The following is a 19,505-nucleotide window of genomic DNA, read 5'->3' on the forward strand; positions in this document are numbered from 1 at the left end:
AACGTGAGCATATCAAGCAAGCGCTTGGTGCGTACGGAGAGGGGTCAACGGTGCGCCGCGGCATATACCTGCTCGAAGAGGTCTACTTCCATCCAATGGAGTCACGGCGGCCGCTGGACTACCTCAGCTGGCTGACCCGCTACAAGCGGGAGGACGAGGAGCGCGACCCCGGCGCGTCCGAGCTGACCAGCGGACTGTCGGTGCGCTCCAGCGACATCGACCTCGTGGGCGCGTTCTACGCCGTGGGCATCACCGGGCACGTCCAGTTCAAGGCCGTGACGCTGTGGGACTGCGCCGGCGGCTGGGACGGCGGCTGGCGCCAGATGATGAACATCTACGACGACGTCGATCCCCGGCTGTTCCTCTCCGACATCGACGGATTGCGCCATCATGCCTACTCACGGCCGATGGGGGCGGTGGAGGGCACCCCCGACCTGCGGCGACTGCGGGCCGAGCGGTACACCGCGCCGTTCTTCCTCTACGAGGTCGCCACCGTACGGCCCGGCGCCGCGGCCGACTACCTGGCGGCGGTGCGGGAGGAGCGGGCGGCCATCCTGGCCGACTACAGGCACCGGCTCGTCGGCCTGTACGAGGTCCTGCTCTCCGACAGCGAGGTGGTGACGCTCTGGGGCACCGACCTGGACTCGCACCTGGCGGTGCAACGCGCCCACGACGCGGCGCTGGGCCTCGACGACGAGGTCCCGGCCGACGAGCGCCTCCCGGCCTGGCGGCGCACCGCGCGCCAGTTCCTCACAGGCCCATGGCAGGAAGGACTCCTCGCGCCGTTCCCCGGATCCCGTCTGTCGCCGCACCCGCCGCGAGCTTGAGAGCCTGCTCTAAACCATGACAAGTGCGTGATATATCGCACATTTACGACAAATCGGAATCTATGCCCCTTAGCACGGTGTTCGGACTCCCGAGAAGGCCTAAAGAGGGGCAAAACCGTGCCTTTACCTGCGGCGACGCTGCGATCTCTCAACCACCACAACTACCGGCTCTGGGCAGGGGCCGACCTCGTCTCGGTCACGGGCACCTGGATGCAGGTGCTCGGGGTCAACTGGCTCATCCTGTCCGCGACCGGTTCGGCGACCAGCGTGGGCCTGAGCCTGGTGCTTCAGGCGCTTCCCACGCTGCTGCTCGGGCTGTGGGGCGGCTCCCTGGCCGACAGGCTCCCGACCCGCCCGGTCGTGCTGGTCACGCAGATCGCCCAGGCGATCGTCGCCGCCACCGTCGCCTGCGTCGCGATGAGCGGTCCCACCTCGATGACGCCGATCTACGGCCTCGTCCTCGCCAGCGGCGTGGTCAGCGCGATCGGCGGCCCGGCGCTCGGCAAGTTCGGCGCGGAGGTGGTCCCTCCGGCGGACCTGCCCAACGCCATGGCGCTCGGCTCGGTCATCAACTCGGCGGGCCGCATCCTCGGCATGAGCCTGGCCGGAGTGCTCCTCCCCCTCACCGGCACTGGCGGCCTGTTCCTCATCAACGCGGCGAGCTTCTTCGCCGTGATCGCGGCGATCGCCGCCATGCGCTCCTCCGAGATGCACCGGCTCGCGCCCACCGAGGCGAGCGCGGCCGGCGTGCGCGCCGGGCTCTCCTACGTGCTCCGCACGCCGCGGCTCGCCGTACTGCTGGCCCTGGCGCTGGTCCTGGGCAGCCTGGGCCGCAACTACCAGGTGACCATGGCCGCCATGAGCGCGGGCCCGCTACACGCGGGAGCGGGCGGGTACGGCCTGCTGTCGACGATCTTCGCGATCGGCACGGTCGGCGGAGGCGTGATCGCGGCCGGCCGTCGTCACCTCACGCTGGGCCTGCTGCTCACCACGGCTCTGCTGACCGGCGTCGCGCAGACCGCTAGCGGAATCATGCCGGGTATGACGACCTTCGCCTCCCTGATGGCCCCGATCGCCGTCGGCGCCGTGATCATCGACACGACGTTCGGCGCGCGCGTCCAGCTCGACAGCCCCGACCACATGCGCGGGCGCGTCATCGCCGTCCAGGGCGTGGTGAGCGCGGGCGCCGGCGCGATCGGCGGCCCCCTGCTCGGCTGGCTCTGCGACGGCATCGGCCCCCGCCTCACCCTGGGCACCACGGGAATGGCCGTCATGGCCGCCACGCTGGTCGCCGCCGTCGTCCTGGCCCGCCTGGCGAAGGTCCGGCTCGGCAGGGCCGTCACCGTTCCGGTGCAGGGGCTCCTGTTCCGCCGCGCCCCCGCCGAGCAGGCCCCCGCCCTCCGCTGACGCGGCCATGACGTTCAAGCTCACCGAGTAACTCGCACCCGCTCGCGCGCGGAGCGCACTGAGCTTGTCGCCGATGTAACGCGAGCGTGAACAGAAGTGATCAGGCCGGAGACACGCCCTCAGTTTTCCCTGTCGCAGAGGAAGCGGTGATCGACCGCACCTGACGGCGATCGATGCCATTCACGCAGCTCTCGCGGGATCGGCACCTGGCTACGTTCGCCGAGCACCGTCTGACGCCCCTCCACTGAATGGACACCAGGCCGTCGAAAGGGATTCGCGAGCATTGACCGCCTTGTTTATCGGGTGATAGTTGTATCTAGCTGGGCAGGCCCCCGACCCAGGAGTCCGAGATGGTTATGCGGTTGTTAATTGAGACAAAACAACCCGCGAGCCTTCAGCTCAAAGTCGCACCAATTGCGAGTGCGCTTGCCGGCCTATTTTTCGTCAAGAATTCAAATAACCGGCCCGGCGTCGGCCATGACTCAGCGTCACATGTTCACGTCACCCGCTGCCGGCCCCGGCCGGCGACGGCCCGCCCGTGTCCGGCCACCTGGGCCGTGCGCACCCACACCTGGGAGACGCGCGCGCGCCTGCGCGACGTGCTGGAGGCCGACCTGCGCTATCGGATGTCGCGACTGGCGAACGGCGGGTTGCCGCTGCTGCTCTCCGATCTCAACCCGGGCATCCGCCTGGACGGCTCCACGCTCCTGGTGGACACCATGTGCGACAGCGAGCACAGCACCAGCACAAGCAACCTGATCCTGATGCCCGCCGTGCTGCGCGACCGGGTCATCGTGCTGCTCACCGAAGCACAGCCGAGGACCGCGGTGCTCTTCTATCCCGTATCTGGGATGCCCACGGCGCGGCCGTCCGCGGGACCGTACGTCTCGTCCCTTCACGACCTGGCCAGACTCGCCCCGCCCGCCGACCGGTACGTGGTCGGCCATCTGGCCTCGGCACTCGTCGGACCCCGATGTGGGTCCTGTTCGTGACCATCTGGTCTTCCTCTACCGCGTACGGTTAGAGGTGGGGCCCCCGATTGGAGTATCCTGTTAGCACTATCGCGTTTGCAGCTTCCCCACGGGGGCCTCACACTGGTCTTATGAGTCCTGTTTGAGGTTCCGGGAGAGACTGTGAAGCGCTATACGGTGACGATCGCGCCGGAGGCCGACGAAGAGGCGGCCCGCGCGACTCGGCCAGAGATGGTGGTACGCATCGAGGTGGTCCACGGGGAGCCCCACGTCGTCGAGCTGACCGTGCGGGCCACCGCGGGGGCCGACCTCACTAGTGGCGACCTTCCTTCGGTCGATCTGGAGAGCCTGGCCCGCGCGTTCGCGACCCAGTCGTCGCCCGCGGCGCCGCTGACGCCCCCCGCGCCGCCGGCCGCCCAGGCCCCCGCGCGCCCGCGCCGCACACGCCGCGCGGCGGCCACGGCGATGGCGGTTCCCGGCGCCAGGGCATACCGCAAGATGCCCGATCCGGACGAACTGCAGGCGGTTTACGCCGACACCGGCAGCATCGCCGGAGTCGCCAAGCACTACGACGTCCCCAGTCACACGGCACAGGGGTGGATCGGCCGGCTGCGCCGCCGGGGAGCCATATCAGCCGAGTGAACGCCGCAGCACCGGCACGGCCTGCTCCAGCCACGGGCCGAGTTTGCCGTCGAGCGCGTCGAACTCGGCTTCGAGCAGGCACAGCGCCTGAGTCGGCACGCTCGCGCCGACCTCCGCCAGCAGCGGGCGGAGCATGGTCTCGGCGACCTGACCATGCCGAGGGCTGGCGGCCGTCATCAGCGGCACGGCCACCACATCCCGCAGGCCGCCCTTCGGCAGCAGGTCGATGAAGAGTTTCAGCAGTCCCGTGTAGGCGGCCTTGAACGTGGGACTGGCCACGAGCAGCAACCCCCCGGGCGTCCGCACCGCGGTCAGGATCTCGTCCAGGCCACCTCGCCCGTTGCACTGCCCGAGCAGGTCGGCCATCAGCTCGGCCAGATCGATCAGCCGCGGCTCGCCGACCGTCCCGCCCAGTGACGCCCCCAGCGCGTCCGCCGAGTGCACGGCGATCTGCCGGGTCCTCGAGTGCGGTTTCGGATTGCCGACGAGCACGTGGAACGGCGTCATAGCAGCCCCCGCGCGCGCAGGATCGGCATGACGCCCTCGGCGAAGGTGTAGGCCTCCTCCAGATGCGGTTGCGCGGACAGAATCAGGTGGTCGGCACCGGCCGCGTGGAACTCGGCGATCCGGTCGGCGACCTCGGCATGGCTGCCGACCAGTGCGGCGGCCGGGCCTGGGCGGGCCAGGCCGTACCCTGTCCAGACGTTGGGGTAGATCTCCAGGCCGCCGCCGTGCAGGGCGGCCATCCGCCGCTGGCCCTCGGACTCCGACGCCGCGAACCGGCGTTGCGCGGCGGCGATGGTCTCGGCGTCAAGGCCCGCGATCAGCCGGTCGGCCTCCGCCCACGCCTCGTCGGCCGTCTCCCGGGTGATCACGTGCAGCCGGGTGCCGCACGACAGGGCGCGCCCGTGTTCCTCGGCCTCCTGCCTGGCCTGTTTGAACATCCCGGCCAGCCCTCCCGGCGACTCACCCCAGGTCAGGTACACCTCGGCGTGCTCCGCCGCGGCCTGTCGCGCCGCGCCGGACGAACCGCCGAGGAACACGGTGGGCGGCACGGCGGGCGGTCTGGTCAGCAGCGCGTCGCGCACCTGGTAGTGGACGCCGTCGAAGGTGTACGGCTTGCCGTCCCACACCCCGGACAGGATCCGCAGGAACTCGCCAGCCCGCTCGTAGCGGGCGTCGTGGTCCAGCCAGTCGCCGAAGCGGTGCTGCTCGTCGGGGTCGCCGCCGATGACCACGTTGAACTGGAGCCGGTCGCCGGAGATCCGCTGGAAGGTGGCCGCCATCTGGGCGGCCAGCAGCGGCGCGACGAGGCCGGGCCGAATGGCGATCATGAATTTGAGGCGGTCGGTCTGAGCGGCGAGCGCGGAGGCGACGACCCAGGCGTCCTCGCAGAACAGCCCGGCGGGGGTCAGCACACCCTCGAATCCGAGCTGGTCGGCGGCGCGCGCCACCTGCCCGAGGTAGCCGAGCGTGGGCTTGCGCCGCGTGATGGTCGTGGAGCGCGGCCCGCCACGGCGTTCGGCCAGGTCCCGTCCGTCGCCGTGCGAGGGGAGGAACCAGTAGAGATGTAACGACATCACTACCTCTCAGTGAACTCGACGGGCATGGACGTAATGGCGTTCATGAAGTTGGAGCGCATCCGCCGCACGGGACCGGCGAGGCGCAGTCCGGGCAGGAGGGGGCGCAGCTGGTGGAGCAGTTCGGCGGCCTCCAGCCGGGCCAGGTGAGCACCGAGGCAGAAGTGCGGGCCGATGCCGAAGGCCAGGTGCGGATTGGGGGTCCGCGCGAGATCCAGGGTGTCGGGGGCGCCGAACACCCGCTCGTCCCGGTTGGCGGAAATGTAGTACAACACGACCTTGTCCCCGGCGGAGATCCGGCGGCCGTCGAGGACGGTGTCGCGGGTCGCCGTACGGCGGAACTGCATGATGGGGGTGACCCAGCGCAGGAGTTCCTCGACGGCCGACGGAACGAGGCCGGGGTCGGCCGCGAGCCGGTCACGCTCGGCCGGGTGGTCGAGCAGGGCGAGTACGGATCCGGATATCAGATGCCGGGTCGTCTCGTTGCCCGCGATGACCAGCAGCAGCCACATCTGGGCCAGTTCGCGTCTGGTGAGCTGCTTGCCGTCGGCCTCGGCGGCCACCAGCCGGGTGAACAGGTCGTCGCCCGGGTCGCGGCGGCGCGACTCCGCCAGTTCGGCCGCGTAGGCGTAGGCGTCGGCGAACGTGCGCGCGTACACGTCGATCTGGCCGCCGCCGAATTCCGGGTCGTCGAACCCGACCAGGTTGTTGCTCCAGGTGTAGAGCAGCCCCCGGTCCTCGCGGGGCATGCCGAGCAGGTCGGTGAGAACCAGCAGCGGCAGTTCGGCGGCCAGGTCGGTGACGAGGTCGCCGCCGCCCGCCGCCGAAAGCTGTTTCACCAGGGTCGCCGCGTGGTCGCGGACGGATTCGCGCAGCCGGGCGACCGCCCGCGGCGTGAACGCCGCGCTGACCAGCCGCCGGATCCGGGTGTGCCGGGGGGCGTCCATGTTGATCAGCAGCTGCCGGTTGCGTTCCAGGTCGGCGCGGCTGCGCGGGTCGGCGAGGAACGCGCCGCGTTCGGCCGAGGAGAACAGCGCCGGGTCGCGGGACGCGGCGTGCGCGGTCGCGTGCCTGGTCACCGCCCAGTAACCGGTCCCCTGCCGGGTTCTGGCCGTGCCGTCGGCCGCGTGCGCCACCAGTTGGGGCTCGTCGACCCAGGCGACCGGATCGTCGCGGCGGCGGCGGGCGAACTCCTCGAACGGCACGCTCTCGGCGTAGGTCGCCGGATCGGCGAGCAGGGTGCTCATATGCGCCGTCCCGCGTGTTCCCAGTACGGCTCGCGCAGCGCCTGCCTGGCCACCTTGCCGGTGGGTTCACGGGGCAGGCCGGTGACGAAGTCGTACGAGCGGGGGACCTTGAACCCGGCGAGCTCGGTCCGGCAGTGCGCGTCCAATTCGGCGGCCGTGACCTCGCTGCCCGGTTCGCGTTCGACGAGGGCCTTGACCTGTTCGCCGAACTCGGCGTCCGGGACGCCGATGACGACCGCGTCCCGCACGCCGGGGTGGGCCAGCAGCGCGGCCTCGATCTCGGCCGGGTAGATGTTGACCCCGCCGGAGACGATGATCTCGACGGACCGCCCGGTGAGGAAGAGGTATCCCTCGTCGTCGAGGTAGCCGACGTCGCCGACCGTGAAAACCTCGGGCGCCACGTAGGCCTCGGCCGTCTTCTCGGGGGCCTTGAGGTAGCTGAAGGACCGCTTCGGGTTACGCCGGATGCCGACCCGCCCCTCGACGCCGCGCGGCGCCGGCTGCCCGTCGGCGTCGACGATGACCACCTCGTTGGGCGGCAGCGACCGGCCGACGCTGCCCGGCTTCTTGAGCCAGGCCGGCGAGTCGATGAGGGTGACGATGCCCGACTCGGTGGCCGCGTAGTACTCCCGGAACACGGGGCCCCACCAGTCGATCATGTCCCGTTTCACGGCGGGCGGGCAGGGCGCGCCGCCGTGCCAGATCCGGACCAGGCTCGTGCCGCCGAACGTCGTGTCGCGCAGGCGCAGCATGCGGATGAACTGGGTGGGGACGAGGTGGGAGATGGTCACGCCGTACCGGTCGATGAGGGCGAGGGTCTCGGCCGCGTCGAACTTGCGGCGCATCACCACCGAGCAGCCGCGCAGCAGCGGGTAGAGGGTGAAGAACAGCTGCGCCGAGTGGTACCAGGGGCCGACCAGCAGGCTCCGGCCACCTCGCGGGATCTCCAGCCAGTCCCCGAGGGCGGTCGCGGTCGCCGCGACCCGATCGATCGGCGCGCCCACCTTGAGCAGGGTGGTGACGACGCCCTTCGGGCGTCCGCTCGTCCCCGAGGTGTAGAGCAGGGTCGCCCCCGCCACGGGCTCGCCGTCCGCCGACGGCAGGTCCGCGAGGTCGGCTTCGCAGTCCAGTACGGTGACGCCCCCTGAGGCCTGGGCGACGTTCGCGGCATACGCGGGCTCGGTGACGACGAGGGCGGCCTCGGAGTCGGCCAGGATGTAGGCGATCTCCGGGGGGGTCAGCCGCCAGTTGATCGGCACCACGACCAGTCCCGCGTGCAGGCAGCCGAACAGCACCTCGTAGGTCTCCCGCCGGTTACCCAGCACCACGGCCACCCGGTCACCCGTACGGAGCCCGGCGCCGCGCAGAACCCCCGACCACAGATCGGCACGGGCCGCGAACTCACCCCAGGTCGACGACCCGGTGTCGTCGACAAGGGCGACTTCCTCACGGGGAAATCCGTCCAGCAGTACGGCCATATTGACTCCGTTCATTCAAAAATGTCAAGAAATGTCAGGAAATATCGTCAGAATGTGCTCGCGTAAAGGGCGGAAATTGAGCCGGGCCGTGCCGGGAGTGCCGATCTGCCCGCGGGTGAGGCGGGCCGTTTCCGGGTCGATGAGGTGCGGTTTCCCGGCCGCTTCCGCGATGAGCTGGATCTGGCAGCAGCGGTCCATCGCCAGGAACCACCAGGCGGCCTCCTCGACCGTGCCGCCGACCGTCAGCAGACCGTGGTTCCGCATGATCACGGCCTTGGCGTCGCCCAGGGACGCGGCGACCTGCTTGCCCTCCAGGACCACGCCGCCGAACTCCTGGTGGACCGCGTGGTCCTCGAAGAACGCGCACGCGTCCTGGGTGATCGGATCAAGGAGGCGCCCGAGGGTGGCGAAGGCCCGGCCGTACACGGAGTGGCTGTGCGCGGCGGCGTGCACGTCGGGGCGGGCCGCGTGGATGGCCGAGTGGATGGCGTACCCGGCCGGGTTGACCTTGCCCTGTCCCTCGACGACCGTGCCCGTGTGGTCGACCAGGAGCAGGTCGGCGACGGCGACGTGGGCGAAGCTGCGGCCGAACGGGTTGATCCAGAAGCGGTCGGGCCGCTCCGGGTCGCGGGCCGTGATGTGCCCGCCCGCGCCCTCGTCGAACCCGTTCACCGCGAACAGCCGGAGGGCCAGCACGAGTTGCCGTTTGACGTGCTCTGTCGTCGGGCTATCCACAGCCGCCTGCCGTGTCCGTGTCGAAGCGCCGGTCGCCGAGCGTGCGCAGCAGGTCGGCCAGGAACCAGTCGAACCGGTCGAGACCCCAGTAGCGCTCGCGTCCGACGCGGAAGTAGGGGATGCCGAAGATGTCGTCCTCATACGCCCGGAACAGGCAGTCCACGCCCCGCTCACGCAGCTCGGAGTCGTCCGGGGTGCGGGCGAGGCCGGCGCCGTCGAGGCCGCAGCGGTGTTCGATGGCGGTGATGACGGCCGGGTCGCAGATGTTCTCGCCGCGGGTCCAGCGGGCCTCGGTGACCTCGGTGTAGAAGGCGGCCTCCGCGCCCAGGTCGCGGGCCCTGAGGAAGGCCAGGTGCGGGATCTCCCACCACGGGTCGATGTCGACGGGCCAGCGCATGTCCAGCTTGAGCCGCGCGGCCATCCGTTTCGTGTCGTGCAGGATGTACAGGTGCTTGGCCTTGCTCATCTGCTGGTAGTGGAACTCCCCGCCGCGCGCGGCCAGGCGGCGCTCGGTCTCGGGGTCCGGGTCCCAGAACGGGATGAACTCCACGACATCGTGCGCGTCGGGAATCTCGCGGCGGAGCCGCTCGATGGCCATCCAGCTGAACGGGCTGCGGAGGGAGAAGTGCACCCGCGGCCCGCGCCCCGGCCTCACTGGAGCGCCTTCAGCACGTCGTCGTCGAGCGTGGCGAGGGTGCCGGCGTCCGGTCCGCGGCTGATCGCGTACCCGTGCAGGATCGTGGCGGTCGCCACGTGCCGGGGTGGGTCGTCGCCACGCTGGGCGTAGCAGTCCATTCGCCCGTCGAAGGTGACGCCCCCGATGATGTCGCCGGCCGAGAAGGTGACGGTCATGGTGTCGTCCAGGTGCGCGTCGGCGAGCATCGTGATCCGCGAGCGGGACACGACGGGGATCCAGCCGCGCTCGGCGAGCAGGCGTCCGACGCCGATGCCGCGGTCGTAGAGGAAGCGGTCCACGGTGTCCTCCAGGGTCCGCGCGTACGCCGAGTGGGCGACGCGGTCGGAGAAGTGGCAGTGGAAGTACGGGACCCGGTAGGACCAGGAGAACCCGGCGGCGGGCCGGGCTTCGGCCCCTGGGGTGGATTCGGTGACCAGGTTCACGAGGTCGGCGGGCGCCGGGCCGGCCGCCGGTGGGTCGGTTTCGCGGACGAGGGCGACCGTCGCCTTGGCCCGGCAGACGGTCACGGTGGCGCCGTCGCGGGTGGTGGTCAGGCGTACGGCGAATCGCCCGGGTTTCGTCTGGGAGACCTCGGCCGAGACGACGTCGTCCACGTCGAGCACGGCCGGGAGCAGCATCGAGCAGTCGACGAGCTCCAGGCCGAGACCGTGATCGTGGTAGAGCCGGGCCGGGCCGAGCCCGCGGTCGCGGAACCAGTGCAGGACGGCTTCCTCGACCAGGTAGTCGAAGTGCTTGAATCCAACCCAGGTCCGGATATTCGCACCTTCGTACCCTGGGCGGCCGAGCCCCGGGATGAGCATGGCGGTCATGAGGTCACCTCTTTCAGAAAGGCGCGGAGATGGGCGGCGGCCACCTCGGCATGCCGTACGTGCAGGAAATGGCCGAAGCCGGGCTCCACGACGAACTCCGCGTGCGGCAGCTCCCGGCGCAGCGCGGCGGCGCGGGCCGGCCCCATCGCGTGGTCGCGATCCCCCGCGAGCACGAGTGCCGGCCCGGTCACGGCTCCCAGGTCGAGCCGTGCCGTGTGCAGGAACGCCTCGAACATCGCCATGAAGCCGATCGGCCCGATCCGGTCGCGGACCTTCGCCAGCATGGCCTCGCCCACGTCCGGCTCGACCCGGCTGAGCCGCCGGGAGAGCCGCAGTTCGAGGCTCTGGTCGATGATGCGCAAGAAGTCGGCCCGCGCCCGGTCGAAGACCGGCCAGGTGACGGCCATCTCGGGCGGGCAGTAGAACGGCGCGATCAGCATGGCCGGGGTGGTGACCTCGGTGAGCAGTTCGAGCACCGCGCTGGAACCCAGGGAGTGTCCTACGAGCAGGTCGACGTGCGGGAACGCCCGCCGGGCCTCGGCGGTCCCGAGCAGCTCGCCGAGCACGGCCCCCGGACTTCCGTGGCGACGCCACTCGTGGTCCGACCCGGCGTTCCACGGCAGTTCGAGCGCGTGCACCCGCCACGCCGGATCGAGGTGCCGGGCGAGCGGCAGCCACGACCGCCAGTTGTCCTCCATCCCGTGGACGAGGATGACGGTCCGGCCGCCGGGCGAGCCGGGCGTGAGCTGGTGCGTCGTCGTCATGACCCGCCCACGCGGAGCGTGCGGAATCCGTCGGCGGCGTCCCCGCAGGACAGGTGCCTGGGCGGCCCGCCCGCCCTGACGTCGGCCACCGCCGCGCACACCGCGAAGACGCCCGCCGCGCCGTAACGCGCGCTGTCCGCCGGCGTGTCCGGGTGAGCGTCCGCGGCAGCGTTCACGGCAGCGTTCACGGCAGCGTTCACGGCAGGGGACGCCGGGGGCGGCCCGTAGTCCCGCAACGTGACGGTGGCGGTCGCCGCGGATGTGCCTGTGCTCGCCGAGAGGATCAGGCATGCCGCGCCGCCGGTCAGCTTCTCGGCGGGTCCGGCGTGGCGCAGGCTGTGCAACGCCAGGGCGTCCTCGTCGTCGGGCTCGACGCCGACGACGACGGCCCGCCGGGCCCGGCCCCGCTGAAGCAGGGCGCCCGCGAGCCAGATCGCGTCGAACCCGGCGCCGGCGCCTGAGCACACCGTGAGGTTGGGGCCGCCGAAGCGGAACCAGATGGCGATGGCCCCCGCGATGACGTTGCTCGATGCGCCCGGCGCCAGCATCGGGCTGACCGATCGGACGCCGTCGGCGCGCAGGCCGCGGGCGATTTCGCTGACGACCCCCACGTTTCCGAGATTCGAGCTGACGACGACCGCGACACCGGGGTCGGGTTCGGCCGGCGAGCGGGGGGTCTTCGGCGGCAGGTCCAGCGCCTCGTGGACGGCGCAGAGCGCCAACAGGGTGGCGCGGTCCTTGCCGAACAGGCCCTTGCGGCCGAGCACCGCCGCCGGATCGACATCCGCGGAGCCGGCGACGGCGGCGTGCACGTCCAGTTCGATCACGTCGCCTCCAGGAGGGTGACGGCGTTGACCCCGCCGAAGCCGAAACCGTCGATCTGGACCAGGCGCGGCCGCGCGGCGACGGGCCGGTCGCGGACCAGGTTGAGGGCCGCCGCCTCCGGCAGCGGGTCGCGCAGGCCGACGATGTGCGGCACGACGCCAGATTCCATGCAGTACGTCGCCATGACGAGGCTGAGCAGCGCCGATCCGCCGGAGGTGTGCCCGACCGCGCCCTTGATCGCCGTGACGAGCGGCGCGTGTCCGGCCATCAGCTCGGTCAGTGCCAGCGCCTCGACCGGGTCGTTCAGCTCGGTGCCGGTGCCGTGCGCGACGACCAGGTCCACTTCGCCGGGAGCGCGTCCGGCGCGGGCGAAGGCGTCCCGCATGGCCCGCAGGATTCCGGCCCGGTCCGGAGCGGTCTCGTGTCCCGCGTCGCACGACAGCCCCGTCGCCAGCACGCGCGGGCCCGGGCCCCCGGTGGTGTGGTCGTCCGGCAGCAGCACGACGGCCGCCGCGCCCTCTCCGAGCAGCACACCCGTGCGGTCCCGGTCGAAGGGGCGGACCCGGGTCGTCGGTTCCGCCGCGACCCGGCCGATCATGGCCAGCATGGACGCCGTCATGGCGTCGGCGCCCGCCGCCACGACGGCGTCCGCCTCCCCCAGTTCGAGCAGATCCTGCGCGAGCGCCAAGGCGTGCCCGCCCGCGCTGCACGCCCCCGCCAGCGTCAGGGCCGGACCGAAGTGCAGCCGCTCCGCCGGGAAGCCCTCCGCCCCGGCGCCGCCGGTCGCGAGCGCCTCGACGGCGGACAACTCTCGCAGCCCCGTCCCGGCCAGGACGACCACCCGCTGCTGAGATCGGTCGACCCCGGCCTCGGCGAGCGCCTCGTCGACGCACGTGGTCAGCCACCGGCTCGCCCGGAACAGCCGTGGCCCGCCCTCGATCTCGTAGCCATGGGTGACACGGGTCTCCGCCGGGTCGTACAGCCGCAACGGGGCAGCCCCGCACGCGCCCCGCGACAGGGCCGCGAACGTGCTCGGCCCGTCCCCGAAGCAGGTCCGTACGGCAGTGGCCGCGACACGCACACTCATTCCGGCACCGTCCGGATCACGGCCGCCGCGACCGCGCCGTCGCGGGCTCGGCCGGTCACGACGGCGACGGCGTCCGCGGGGGCGTCGGCACGCCGGTCGAGGACAGCGGCCAGGGCCAGGCCGCCGGCCGCCGCGCCGCAGTCCCCGTAACGGGCGCGCGGGCTGAGGTCGAGGGGGCGGCGGCCAAGCGCCGCCTCGACCGCGCCGGCTTCACCGTCGTCGAGGTGATCGCCGGTGGCCATGGCCCAGACCTGCTCCGGCGAGGCCCCCGCCTGCGCCAGGGCTCGCCGTACGCAGCCGGGGAGGGCGCCGGGGCCGTCCGCGGGGGTGAAACCCGCGGCGGTGGCGAGGACCTCGGCCATGCCGGTGACCGCGCGGCGGAGGACGAACACGGTGGCGGCCTCCCCCGCAGCCACTGTCCCACTCAGCGCCGACGACCAGGCGGTGTGCGGGGTGAATTCCTCGACCGCGCCGACGAGGACCGTGTCGGCCTGGGACTTCTCGATGGCTCGTACGGCGTACCTCATCGCCTGGAGGAAGGCGATCGGGCCGCCGGCGACGGTGGCGTTGACGCCGCGGAGGCCGTACCAGATGGCGGACTGGCCGGCGGCGCAGTTCATCACGGTGTTCGGGAACTGCATGGGGTTGACCAGGTACGGTTTGTCCTGGACCAGGGTTTCCCTGGAGAAGTCCATGGTCGAGGCGAGGCTGCCGACCGTGGTCCCGAGGACCAGGCCGACTCGGGCGGGGTCGACGGTGGTGAGGTCGACGCCGGCGTCGCGCAGGGCCTCGCCGCAGGCGACCACGGCGAGCGCGGTGGCCCGGTCGAACGTGCTGGTCCCCTTGCGGCCGAGCCGCTCGCGCACGCTGAAGCCGGCGAGCACGGGGGCGCTGTGGGCGGGCAGATCGTCGTAAAGGGGGGTCGCGTCGGCATCGCCGGCGGGGGCCAGCACGGCACGACCGGTGATCATCATCGGGCGGCTCCGAAGACGGTGATGGCGTTGTTCCCACCGAAGGCGAAACCGTCGTTCTGGGCGATGCGCACGGTGGCGGGCCGGGCCACGTTGGGCACCGGGTCGATCCAGGGCAGTTCATCGTCCTGGGTGGTCCAGTTGATCGTGGGCGGCAGGAATCCGTCGGCGATGGCCAGCGTGGTCGCGATCGCGCCGAAGCCGCTGGCGGCGCCCATGGTGTGGCCGAGCATCGACTTGATCGAGCTGACGGGCGGAATCCGCTCGCCGAACACCTGCCGTACGGCACGGGCCTCGACCAGGTCGTTGGCCGGGGTGCCGGTCCCGTGCGCGCAGATGTAGTCGATCTCGTCGGGTTTCACGTCGGCGTCCTGGTGCGCCAGGCGCATGCAGGCGGCGATGCTGTCCTCGTCGGGGGCGACCATGTGCCGGGCGTCGCAGTTGACGCCGTAGCCGAGGACCTCGGCGTAGACGCGGGCGCCGCGGGCGCGGGCGTGGTCGGCGTTCTCCAGCAGCAGCACGGCACCGCCCTCGCCGGTGATGATCCCGGCCCGCCCCTTGTCGAACGGGCGGCAGGCGCTTTCGGTGAGCGCGCCGAGGCGGTGGAATCCGGCCTGTGCCCATCGGCACACCGAGTCGGCGCCCCCCGCGAACATCAGGTCGGCGTCCCCGCGCGCCACGCAGTCGAAGGCGTACCCGACGGCGTAGTTGCTGGCCGAGCAGGCCGTGGCGAGCGTGAGCACCTCGCCGGCGAGGCCGAGCTCCGTGGCGACTCCGGCGGCCAGCCGTTCGGCGGGGAACTGCCGCAGGGTGCCCGGGTCCATCGCCGCGAAGCCGCCCGCGACCTGCTGCGCCACGAGCGATTCGACGACCTGCGACTCTCCGCTCGTCGTCCCGATGACGACTCCCGCGTCCGCGCACGCGTCGTCCGGCAGCCCCGCGTCGGCCGCGGCCAGCCTGGCGGCCGCCGCGGCGAGCTGTGCCGACCTCCCCCAGGCCGCGGGGCTGAGGCGGGTGAGGTAGGTCTCCGGACGGAAGTCCTTGACTTCGCCCGCGTCGCGGTAGGGGAACCCCTCGGCGTCGAAACTCTCGATCGGCGAGATCCCGGACCGGCCCTCCCTGAGGGCGGCGCGGAAGGCCGTGACCCCGATGCCGATGCTGGACACCGGCCCGAGGCCCGTCACCACCACACGGGCGCGCAAGGTCAGTCCCGCCATCCGGCGTAACGGGCCACCACGGTGTAGACGGCCTTGAGTGACCGCATGTCGTTCAGCTCGGACTGCGGAATGTCCACTTTGTACTTCTTCTCGATCCGGGCGAGGATCTCGATCGCGCGCAGCGAGTCTGCGTCGTACTCGTCGACGAAGTCGCCGGCGTCGGCGACCTCCTCGGGCTCGAGTTCCAGCACCTCGGCGACGATCTCGCGCAGCTCTTCCAGGTGTTCGGTGTGGTCACTCATGATGGTTCCTTCCGTTGCCGTTGGTTAGGGTCAGCGCCGGGCGGACGACCGCCATCATCGAGGTGACGACGGCGACGCGGTCCGCACCGACGAAGCTCTCCCCGCTCGCGAAGGCCGCACCGTCCACCACCTGATCGAGCCGGACCAGATGACGCACGACGTCGCCCGGCAGGACCGGCCGTTCGAACACGACGTCCCTGGCGGCGGTGAACATGGGCAGCCCGGACTCCGTGGCTCCCAGGAGCCACAGCACGGCCGCGGCCTGCCCGAACGACTCGAGGAGCAGGCTGGCGGGGTACTCGCTGCCGGGCTGGTCGCCCTGGTAACAGGGCTCGCAGCCGCTGACCGCCTTGACGGCCTCCAGACGCTCCCCGGGCGCCGCGTGCTCGATCCGGTCCAGCAGGATCATCGGGTGCCGGTGCGGGAGAACCGCCCGGATCGCATCGTGATCGAGACGGAGCTCCCCGGACCGAGGCCGGTGACGGTCGAGCCGGGCCCCTACATCCGTCGCGGCCCTGGAGCCCTGCTCGTAGCGGGCGCTGACCTTGGCGGTGGTCCGCCCTGTCCCGTCGGCGCAGCGCGCCCTCACCTCGAGCCCGTCGTCCGCACGCTCGATCGCCGCCTCGACGACCAGGCTGTCGCCCGCCAGCAGCGGCGCCAGGAACCGGGCCGAGCGCAGTCTGGCCAGCCGTACGGGACCGACGGCCTCGGCCACGGCCTGCTGGACGCTTTCCAGCGTGAACACGCCCGGATAGACGGTGAGCTCGGGGAAGTGGCCCGGCATGTAGGGGTCGTCGGCCGCGACCTTCTTCACGGCGCGGACCGTGCCCTCGCTCACCTCGGCGCTGTCGATCGCGCGCAGCGGCGTCGCCGTGCTCACAAGACCATCCCGCCGTCGACCTGCACGACCTGGCCGGTGATGTACGCGGCGCGGCCGGACAGCAGGAACGCGACCAGATCGGCGACGTCGGCGGGGTCGCCGAACCGGCCGAGCGGGATCCGGCCGAGGGCCTGGGCGCGCTGTTTCTCGCCGAGTTCGGCGGTCATGTCGGTGTCGATGAACCCGGGGGCGACCACGTTGACCCGGATCCCGTAGCGGGCGACCTCCTTGGCCAGCGACCTGCTGAGGCCGACGATCCCGGCCTTGGTCGCGGCGTAGTTCGTCTGGCCCGCGTTGCCGTACACACCGGCGATGGACGACAGGTTGACGATCGAACCGGTCTTGCGCTTCAGCATGCGATAGGCGACGACGTGGCAGGTGTTCCAGGTTCCGGTGAGGTTGGTGTCGACGACGTCGCCCCACTCCTGCGGCGACATGAGCACGGCCGGCCGGTCGCGGGTGATGCCCGCGTTGTTGACCAGGGCGGTCACCGGGCCGAGTGCGGTCTCGGCCGCTTTGACGAACTCCTCGACCTGGGTCACGTCACGCACGTCGCAGGGCGCGAACCAGGCGGGCACGCCCATGGACTCGACCTCGGCCCGGGTCTTGCGGGCGGCCTCGCCGTCGCTGGTCGAGCAGCCGGCGATGGCGTAGCCTTCGGCGGCCAGGCGCAGCGCCACGGCGCGGCCGATGCCGCGGGACGCTCCGGTCACCAGTGCCATCCGGTCGTCGGTCATGGCGTCCTCCTTCGCTCACTCCAGGGATCGGCGAGGATCTCGCCGGTGTGCGCGCCGGGTTCGGGGGCGCCCGACCTGATCCGGGCGGGGGTGCGGGAGAACTTGATCGCGGGCCCGGTGAGGGGGGCCACCGTGCCGTTGGACAGCGTCGTGTCGCACAACATGCCGCGTTCGAGCACGTGCGGGTCTTTGGCCGCCTCCGCCAGATCCCGTACGCGCTGGGCGGTCAGGCCCCGCGCGTCCAGCAGAGCCTGGACCTCGTCGGCGGTCCTGGTCGCGCACCACGCGCCGATGACGGCGTTGACGGCTTCGCGGTTGGCCACGCGTTCGGCGTTGGTGGCGTAGCCGGGGGCGCGGGCCAGCTCAGGCCGGTCGATGACCTGGGCGAACAGCCGCCAGTGCTTGTCGAGAGCGGCGGCCAGGTAGACGTACGCGTCGTCGGCGCAGCGGAACACCCCTGCCGGGACGACCATGTCGGTCTGGTCGCCCTGCCGTCCGGGCTGAGCTCCCGCGGCGGCCAGGGTGAGGTAACCGTCGCTGGTGGCGAGCAGCGCGTCGAGGAGCGCCACGTCCACATGCTGGCCCTCTCCGGTCGCGTCCCGGTGGCGCAGCGCGGACAGGGCGCCGATCACCGCGTAGAGGGCGGCCAGGTCGTCGGCGATGAACGTCGGAGAGCGCAGCGGCCGGCCGCCCGGTTCGCCGTTGAGCGCCATCCAGCCGGAGGCCGCCTGGATGATCGGGTCGTAGCCGGGGCGACGCGACTGCGGGCCGTACTGACCGAATCCGGAGATCGACACGTACACCAGGCCGGGGTTGACCTCGCGGCAGCGCGCGTAGCCGAGGCCGAGTCTCGCGAGAGTGCCGGGCAGGTAGTTCTCGACCAGCACATCGACGTCCGCGACCAGCCCGAGCAGCGTGTCGGCGGCGCCTTCGGCGCGCAGGTCCAGGGCGAGGCTGCGTTTGCCGCGCTGCGTGGTCTGGCGGAACCAGGCCAGGCCGGTGCCGGGGATCTCGGGCGGGAACAGCCCTTCCCGGTTGCCCGGCATCTCGACCCGGATCACGTCCGCGCCGAGATCGGCGAGCAGCGCGGTGGCCATCGGCCCGGCCCACACCTTGGTGACGTCGAGCACCCGCAGTCCCGTCAGCGGCCCGTCCGGCAGCGCGTCCTGGTCGAAGGCGGCCATCATGTCCTCGCCAGGATGGAGGCGGTGCCGAGCGAGCCGCCGCAGCACATGGTGACCAGGGCCATGGACAGGTCGGCGCGTTCGAGCTCGTGCAGCGCGGTGACGAGCAGGCGGGTGCCGGAGCAGCCGAGCGGATGGCCGAGGGAGATCGCGCCGCCGTTGACGTTGACCCGGTCCAGGTCGACCTTGTGCGCGTCCGCCCAGGACAGGACGACCGACGCGAACGCCTCGTTGACCTCGAACAGGTCCAGCTCCGCGATCGACATCTCCGCTTTCTCAAGGATCTTCCGGGTGGCGGCGGTGGGGCCGTCGAGCAGGTAATAGGGGTCGGCGCCGGCCACGACCTGGTGGAGGAGCCGAGCGCGCGGGCGCAGGCCGCGCGCTCGCGCGTACTCCTGCGACATCCAGAGGATCGCCGCCGCGCCGTCGGACACCTGCGAGGTCGTGCCCGCCGTGTGCAGGCCGTTCTCGACGTTGGGGGTGAGCCCGGCCAGCCCGTCCCGGGTGGTCTCGCGCAGCCCCTCGTCGCGGGTGACCCCGGCGATGGGGGTCACTTCGCGGTCGAACCTGCCCTCCGCCCAGGCGGCCGCCGCGCGGCGCTGCGAGATTACCCCGTAGTCGTCGAGGTCCGCGCGGGTGAGGCCCTGCCGGGCGGCGATCCGCTCCGCCCCGCCGAACTGCGCCTTGGGCGGGTCGTCCCAGGGGTAGTCCGCGGTCTTGTAGTGTCCGGGGCCTTGGTAGAGGTTGACCCCGACGGGGACCCGGCTCATCGACTCGACGCCGCACGCGATGCCGACGTCGATCGCGTCGGCCGCGATGAGCGCGGCGATGAGGTGGTTGGCCTGCTGTGCCGAGCCGCACGAGGTGTCCACGGTGGTGCAGCCCACGCCGTAGTCGAGGCCGGTGCTCAGCCACGCGTTACGGGTGACGTTCAGGCTCTGCTCGCCCGCCTGGGTGACACAGCCGCCGATGATCTGCTCGACCTCGCCGGGGTCGATCCCGGCCCGGTTGATCACCTCGATCTGGACGTGCCGGAGGAGTTCGACCGCCTTCAGGCCGGACAGGGCGCCACCGCGCTTACCGATCGGAGTCCGGACCGCTTCGACGATGACAGGAGACCCCAACGGTCCCCTCCCCCCTATCTTGAATCTTGCATCTGGCCACGAGCCTAGCGACGCGAGTCGGAGATGAGTAGTACTTGTTTC

At 71.6% G+C, this 19,505-nt stretch carries 21 protein-coding genes; 4 read left to right on the plus strand and 17 right to left on the minus strand.

Annotation, left to right across the window (positions count from 1 at the left end; genetic code table 11):
• Positions 1-50: 50 nt before the first annotated feature.
• From N5079_RS23245 to N5079_RS23260, 4 genes are all read left to right on the plus strand, one after another.
• On the plus strand, positions 51-827 hold the full coding sequence (locus N5079_RS23245) for a hypothetical protein (RefSeq protein WP_261586098.1): 777 nt from the start codon (positions 51-53) through the stop codon (positions 825-827).
• Positions 828-944: 117 nt separating this feature from the next.
• Complete coding sequence (locus N5079_RS23250) at positions 945-2,234, plus strand: MFS transporter (RefSeq protein WP_261586099.1); 1,290 nt, start codon at positions 945-947, stop codon at positions 2,232-2,234.
• A 557-nt stretch (positions 2,235-2,791) separates the two neighbouring features.
• Positions 2,792-3,226 (plus strand): hypothetical protein, encoded by a 435-nt coding sequence (locus tag N5079_RS23255; protein WP_261586100.1) that lies wholly within the window; start codon positions 2,792-2,794, stop codon positions 3,224-3,226.
• Between the two features lie 141 nt (positions 3,227-3,367).
• On the plus strand, positions 3,368-3,847 hold the full coding sequence (locus N5079_RS23260) for a hypothetical protein (protein ID WP_261586101.1): 480 nt from the start codon (positions 3,368-3,370) through the stop codon (positions 3,845-3,847).
• On the opposite strand, the gene N5079_RS23265 is transcribed toward N5079_RS23260, so the two are convergent.
• From N5079_RS23265 to N5079_RS23345, 17 genes are read right to left on the minus strand one after another with little or no spacing between them, the layout of a single operon-like run.
• Positions 3,836-4,354 carry an NADPH-dependent FMN reductase gene (locus tag N5079_RS23265; RefSeq protein WP_261586102.1) on the minus strand — a complete coding sequence of 173 codons (519 nt, stop codon included), beginning with the start codon at positions 4,352-4,354 and terminating at the stop codon, positions 3,836-3,838. The genes N5079_RS23260 and N5079_RS23265 overlap by 12 nt on opposite strands.
• Positions 4,351-5,427 (minus strand): LLM class flavin-dependent oxidoreductase, encoded by a 1,077-nt coding sequence (locus N5079_RS23270; protein ID WP_261586103.1) that lies wholly within the window; start codon positions 5,425-5,427, stop codon positions 4,351-4,353. The genes N5079_RS23265 and N5079_RS23270 overlap by 4 nt, the downstream gene beginning before the upstream one ends.
• Positions 5,428-5,429: 2 nt before the next feature.
• The gene (locus N5079_RS23275; protein WP_261586104.1) at positions 5,430-6,674 is read right to left on the minus strand and encodes a cytochrome P450; all 1,245 of its coding nucleotides are present in this window, start codon (positions 6,672-6,674) and stop codon (positions 5,430-5,432) included.
• Positions 6,671-8,167 carry an AMP-binding protein gene (locus tag N5079_RS23280; protein ID WP_261586105.1) on the minus strand — a complete coding sequence of 499 codons (1,497 nt, stop codon included), beginning with the start codon at positions 8,165-8,167 and terminating at the stop codon, positions 6,671-6,673. The genes N5079_RS23275 and N5079_RS23280 overlap by 4 nt, the downstream gene beginning before the upstream one ends.
• Before the next feature lie 9 nt (positions 8,168-8,176).
• On the minus strand, positions 8,177-8,887 hold the full coding sequence (locus tag N5079_RS23285) for a class II aldolase/adducin family protein (RefSeq protein ID WP_261586106.1): 711 nt from the start codon (positions 8,885-8,887) through the stop codon (positions 8,177-8,179).
• A complete protein-coding gene (locus N5079_RS23290) occupies positions 8,880-9,542 on the minus strand; it encodes a 2-hydroxychromene-2-carboxylate isomerase (protein WP_261586107.1) in 663 nt (220 codons plus the stop codon). Before N5079_RS23290 ends, N5079_RS23285 begins: the two co-directional genes overlap by 8 nt.
• A complete protein-coding gene (locus N5079_RS23295) occupies positions 9,539-10,393 on the minus strand; it encodes an acyl-CoA thioesterase (RefSeq protein WP_261586108.1) in 855 nt (284 codons plus the stop codon). The genes N5079_RS23290 and N5079_RS23295 overlap by 4 nt, the downstream gene beginning before the upstream one ends.
• Entirely contained in the window at positions 10,390-11,157 is a 768-nt protein-coding gene (locus N5079_RS23300; RefSeq protein WP_261586109.1) for an alpha/beta fold hydrolase, read from the minus strand. Before N5079_RS23300 ends, N5079_RS23295 begins: the two co-directional genes overlap by 4 nt.
• Positions 11,154-11,984 carry a beta-ketoacyl synthase N-terminal-like domain-containing protein gene (locus N5079_RS23305; protein WP_261586110.1) on the minus strand — a complete coding sequence of 277 codons (831 nt, stop codon included), beginning with the start codon at positions 11,982-11,984 and terminating at the stop codon, positions 11,154-11,156. Before N5079_RS23305 ends, N5079_RS23300 begins: the two co-directional genes overlap by 4 nt.
• A complete protein-coding gene (locus tag N5079_RS23310) occupies positions 11,981-13,069 on the minus strand; it encodes a beta-ketoacyl synthase N-terminal-like domain-containing protein (protein WP_261586111.1) in 1,089 nt (362 codons plus the stop codon). The genes N5079_RS23305 and N5079_RS23310 overlap by 4 nt, the downstream gene beginning before the upstream one ends.
• Positions 13,066-14,043, minus strand: coding sequence for a beta-ketoacyl synthase N-terminal-like domain-containing protein (locus N5079_RS23315; RefSeq protein ID WP_261586113.1), 978 nt, complete (start codon positions 14,041-14,043; stop codon positions 13,066-13,068). The genes N5079_RS23310 and N5079_RS23315 overlap by 4 nt, the downstream gene beginning before the upstream one ends.
• The gene (locus N5079_RS23320; RefSeq protein ID WP_261586114.1) at positions 14,040-15,257 is read right to left on the minus strand and encodes a beta-ketoacyl-[acyl-carrier-protein] synthase family protein; all 1,218 of its coding nucleotides are present in this window, start codon (positions 15,255-15,257) and stop codon (positions 14,040-14,042) included. The genes N5079_RS23315 and N5079_RS23320 overlap by 4 nt, the downstream gene beginning before the upstream one ends.
• The gene (locus N5079_RS23325) at positions 15,245-15,499 is read right to left on the minus strand and encodes an acyl carrier protein (RefSeq protein WP_261586115.1); all 255 of its coding nucleotides are present in this window, start codon (positions 15,497-15,499) and stop codon (positions 15,245-15,247) included. Before N5079_RS23325 ends, N5079_RS23320 begins: the two co-directional genes overlap by 13 nt.
• On the minus strand, positions 15,492-16,379 hold the full coding sequence (locus N5079_RS23330; protein ID WP_261586116.1) for a hypothetical protein: 888 nt from the start codon (positions 16,377-16,379) through the stop codon (positions 15,492-15,494). Before N5079_RS23330 ends, N5079_RS23325 begins: the two co-directional genes overlap by 8 nt.
• Complete coding sequence (gene fabG / locus N5079_RS23335; RefSeq protein ID WP_261586117.1) at positions 16,376-17,116, minus strand: 3-oxoacyl-[acyl-carrier-protein] reductase; 741 nt, start codon at positions 17,114-17,116, stop codon at positions 16,376-16,378. The genes N5079_RS23330 and fabG overlap by 4 nt, the downstream gene beginning before the upstream one ends.
• On the minus strand, positions 17,113-18,303 hold the full coding sequence (locus N5079_RS23340) for a CaiB/BaiF CoA transferase family protein (RefSeq protein ID WP_261586118.1): 1,191 nt from the start codon (positions 18,301-18,303) through the stop codon (positions 17,113-17,115). Before N5079_RS23340 ends, fabG begins: the two co-directional genes overlap by 4 nt.
• The gene (locus tag N5079_RS23345) at positions 18,300-19,424 is read right to left on the minus strand and encodes a steroid 3-ketoacyl-CoA thiolase (protein WP_261586119.1); all 1,125 of its coding nucleotides are present in this window, start codon (positions 19,422-19,424) and stop codon (positions 18,300-18,302) included. Before N5079_RS23345 ends, N5079_RS23340 begins: the two co-directional genes overlap by 4 nt.
• Between the last annotated feature and the right edge of the window lie 81 nt (positions 19,425-19,505).

The organism is Planotetraspora sp. A-T 1434 (assembly GCF_025420585.1).
Taxonomy (GTDB): domain Bacteria; phylum Actinomycetota; class Actinomycetes; order Streptosporangiales; family Streptosporangiaceae; genus JAOEGB01.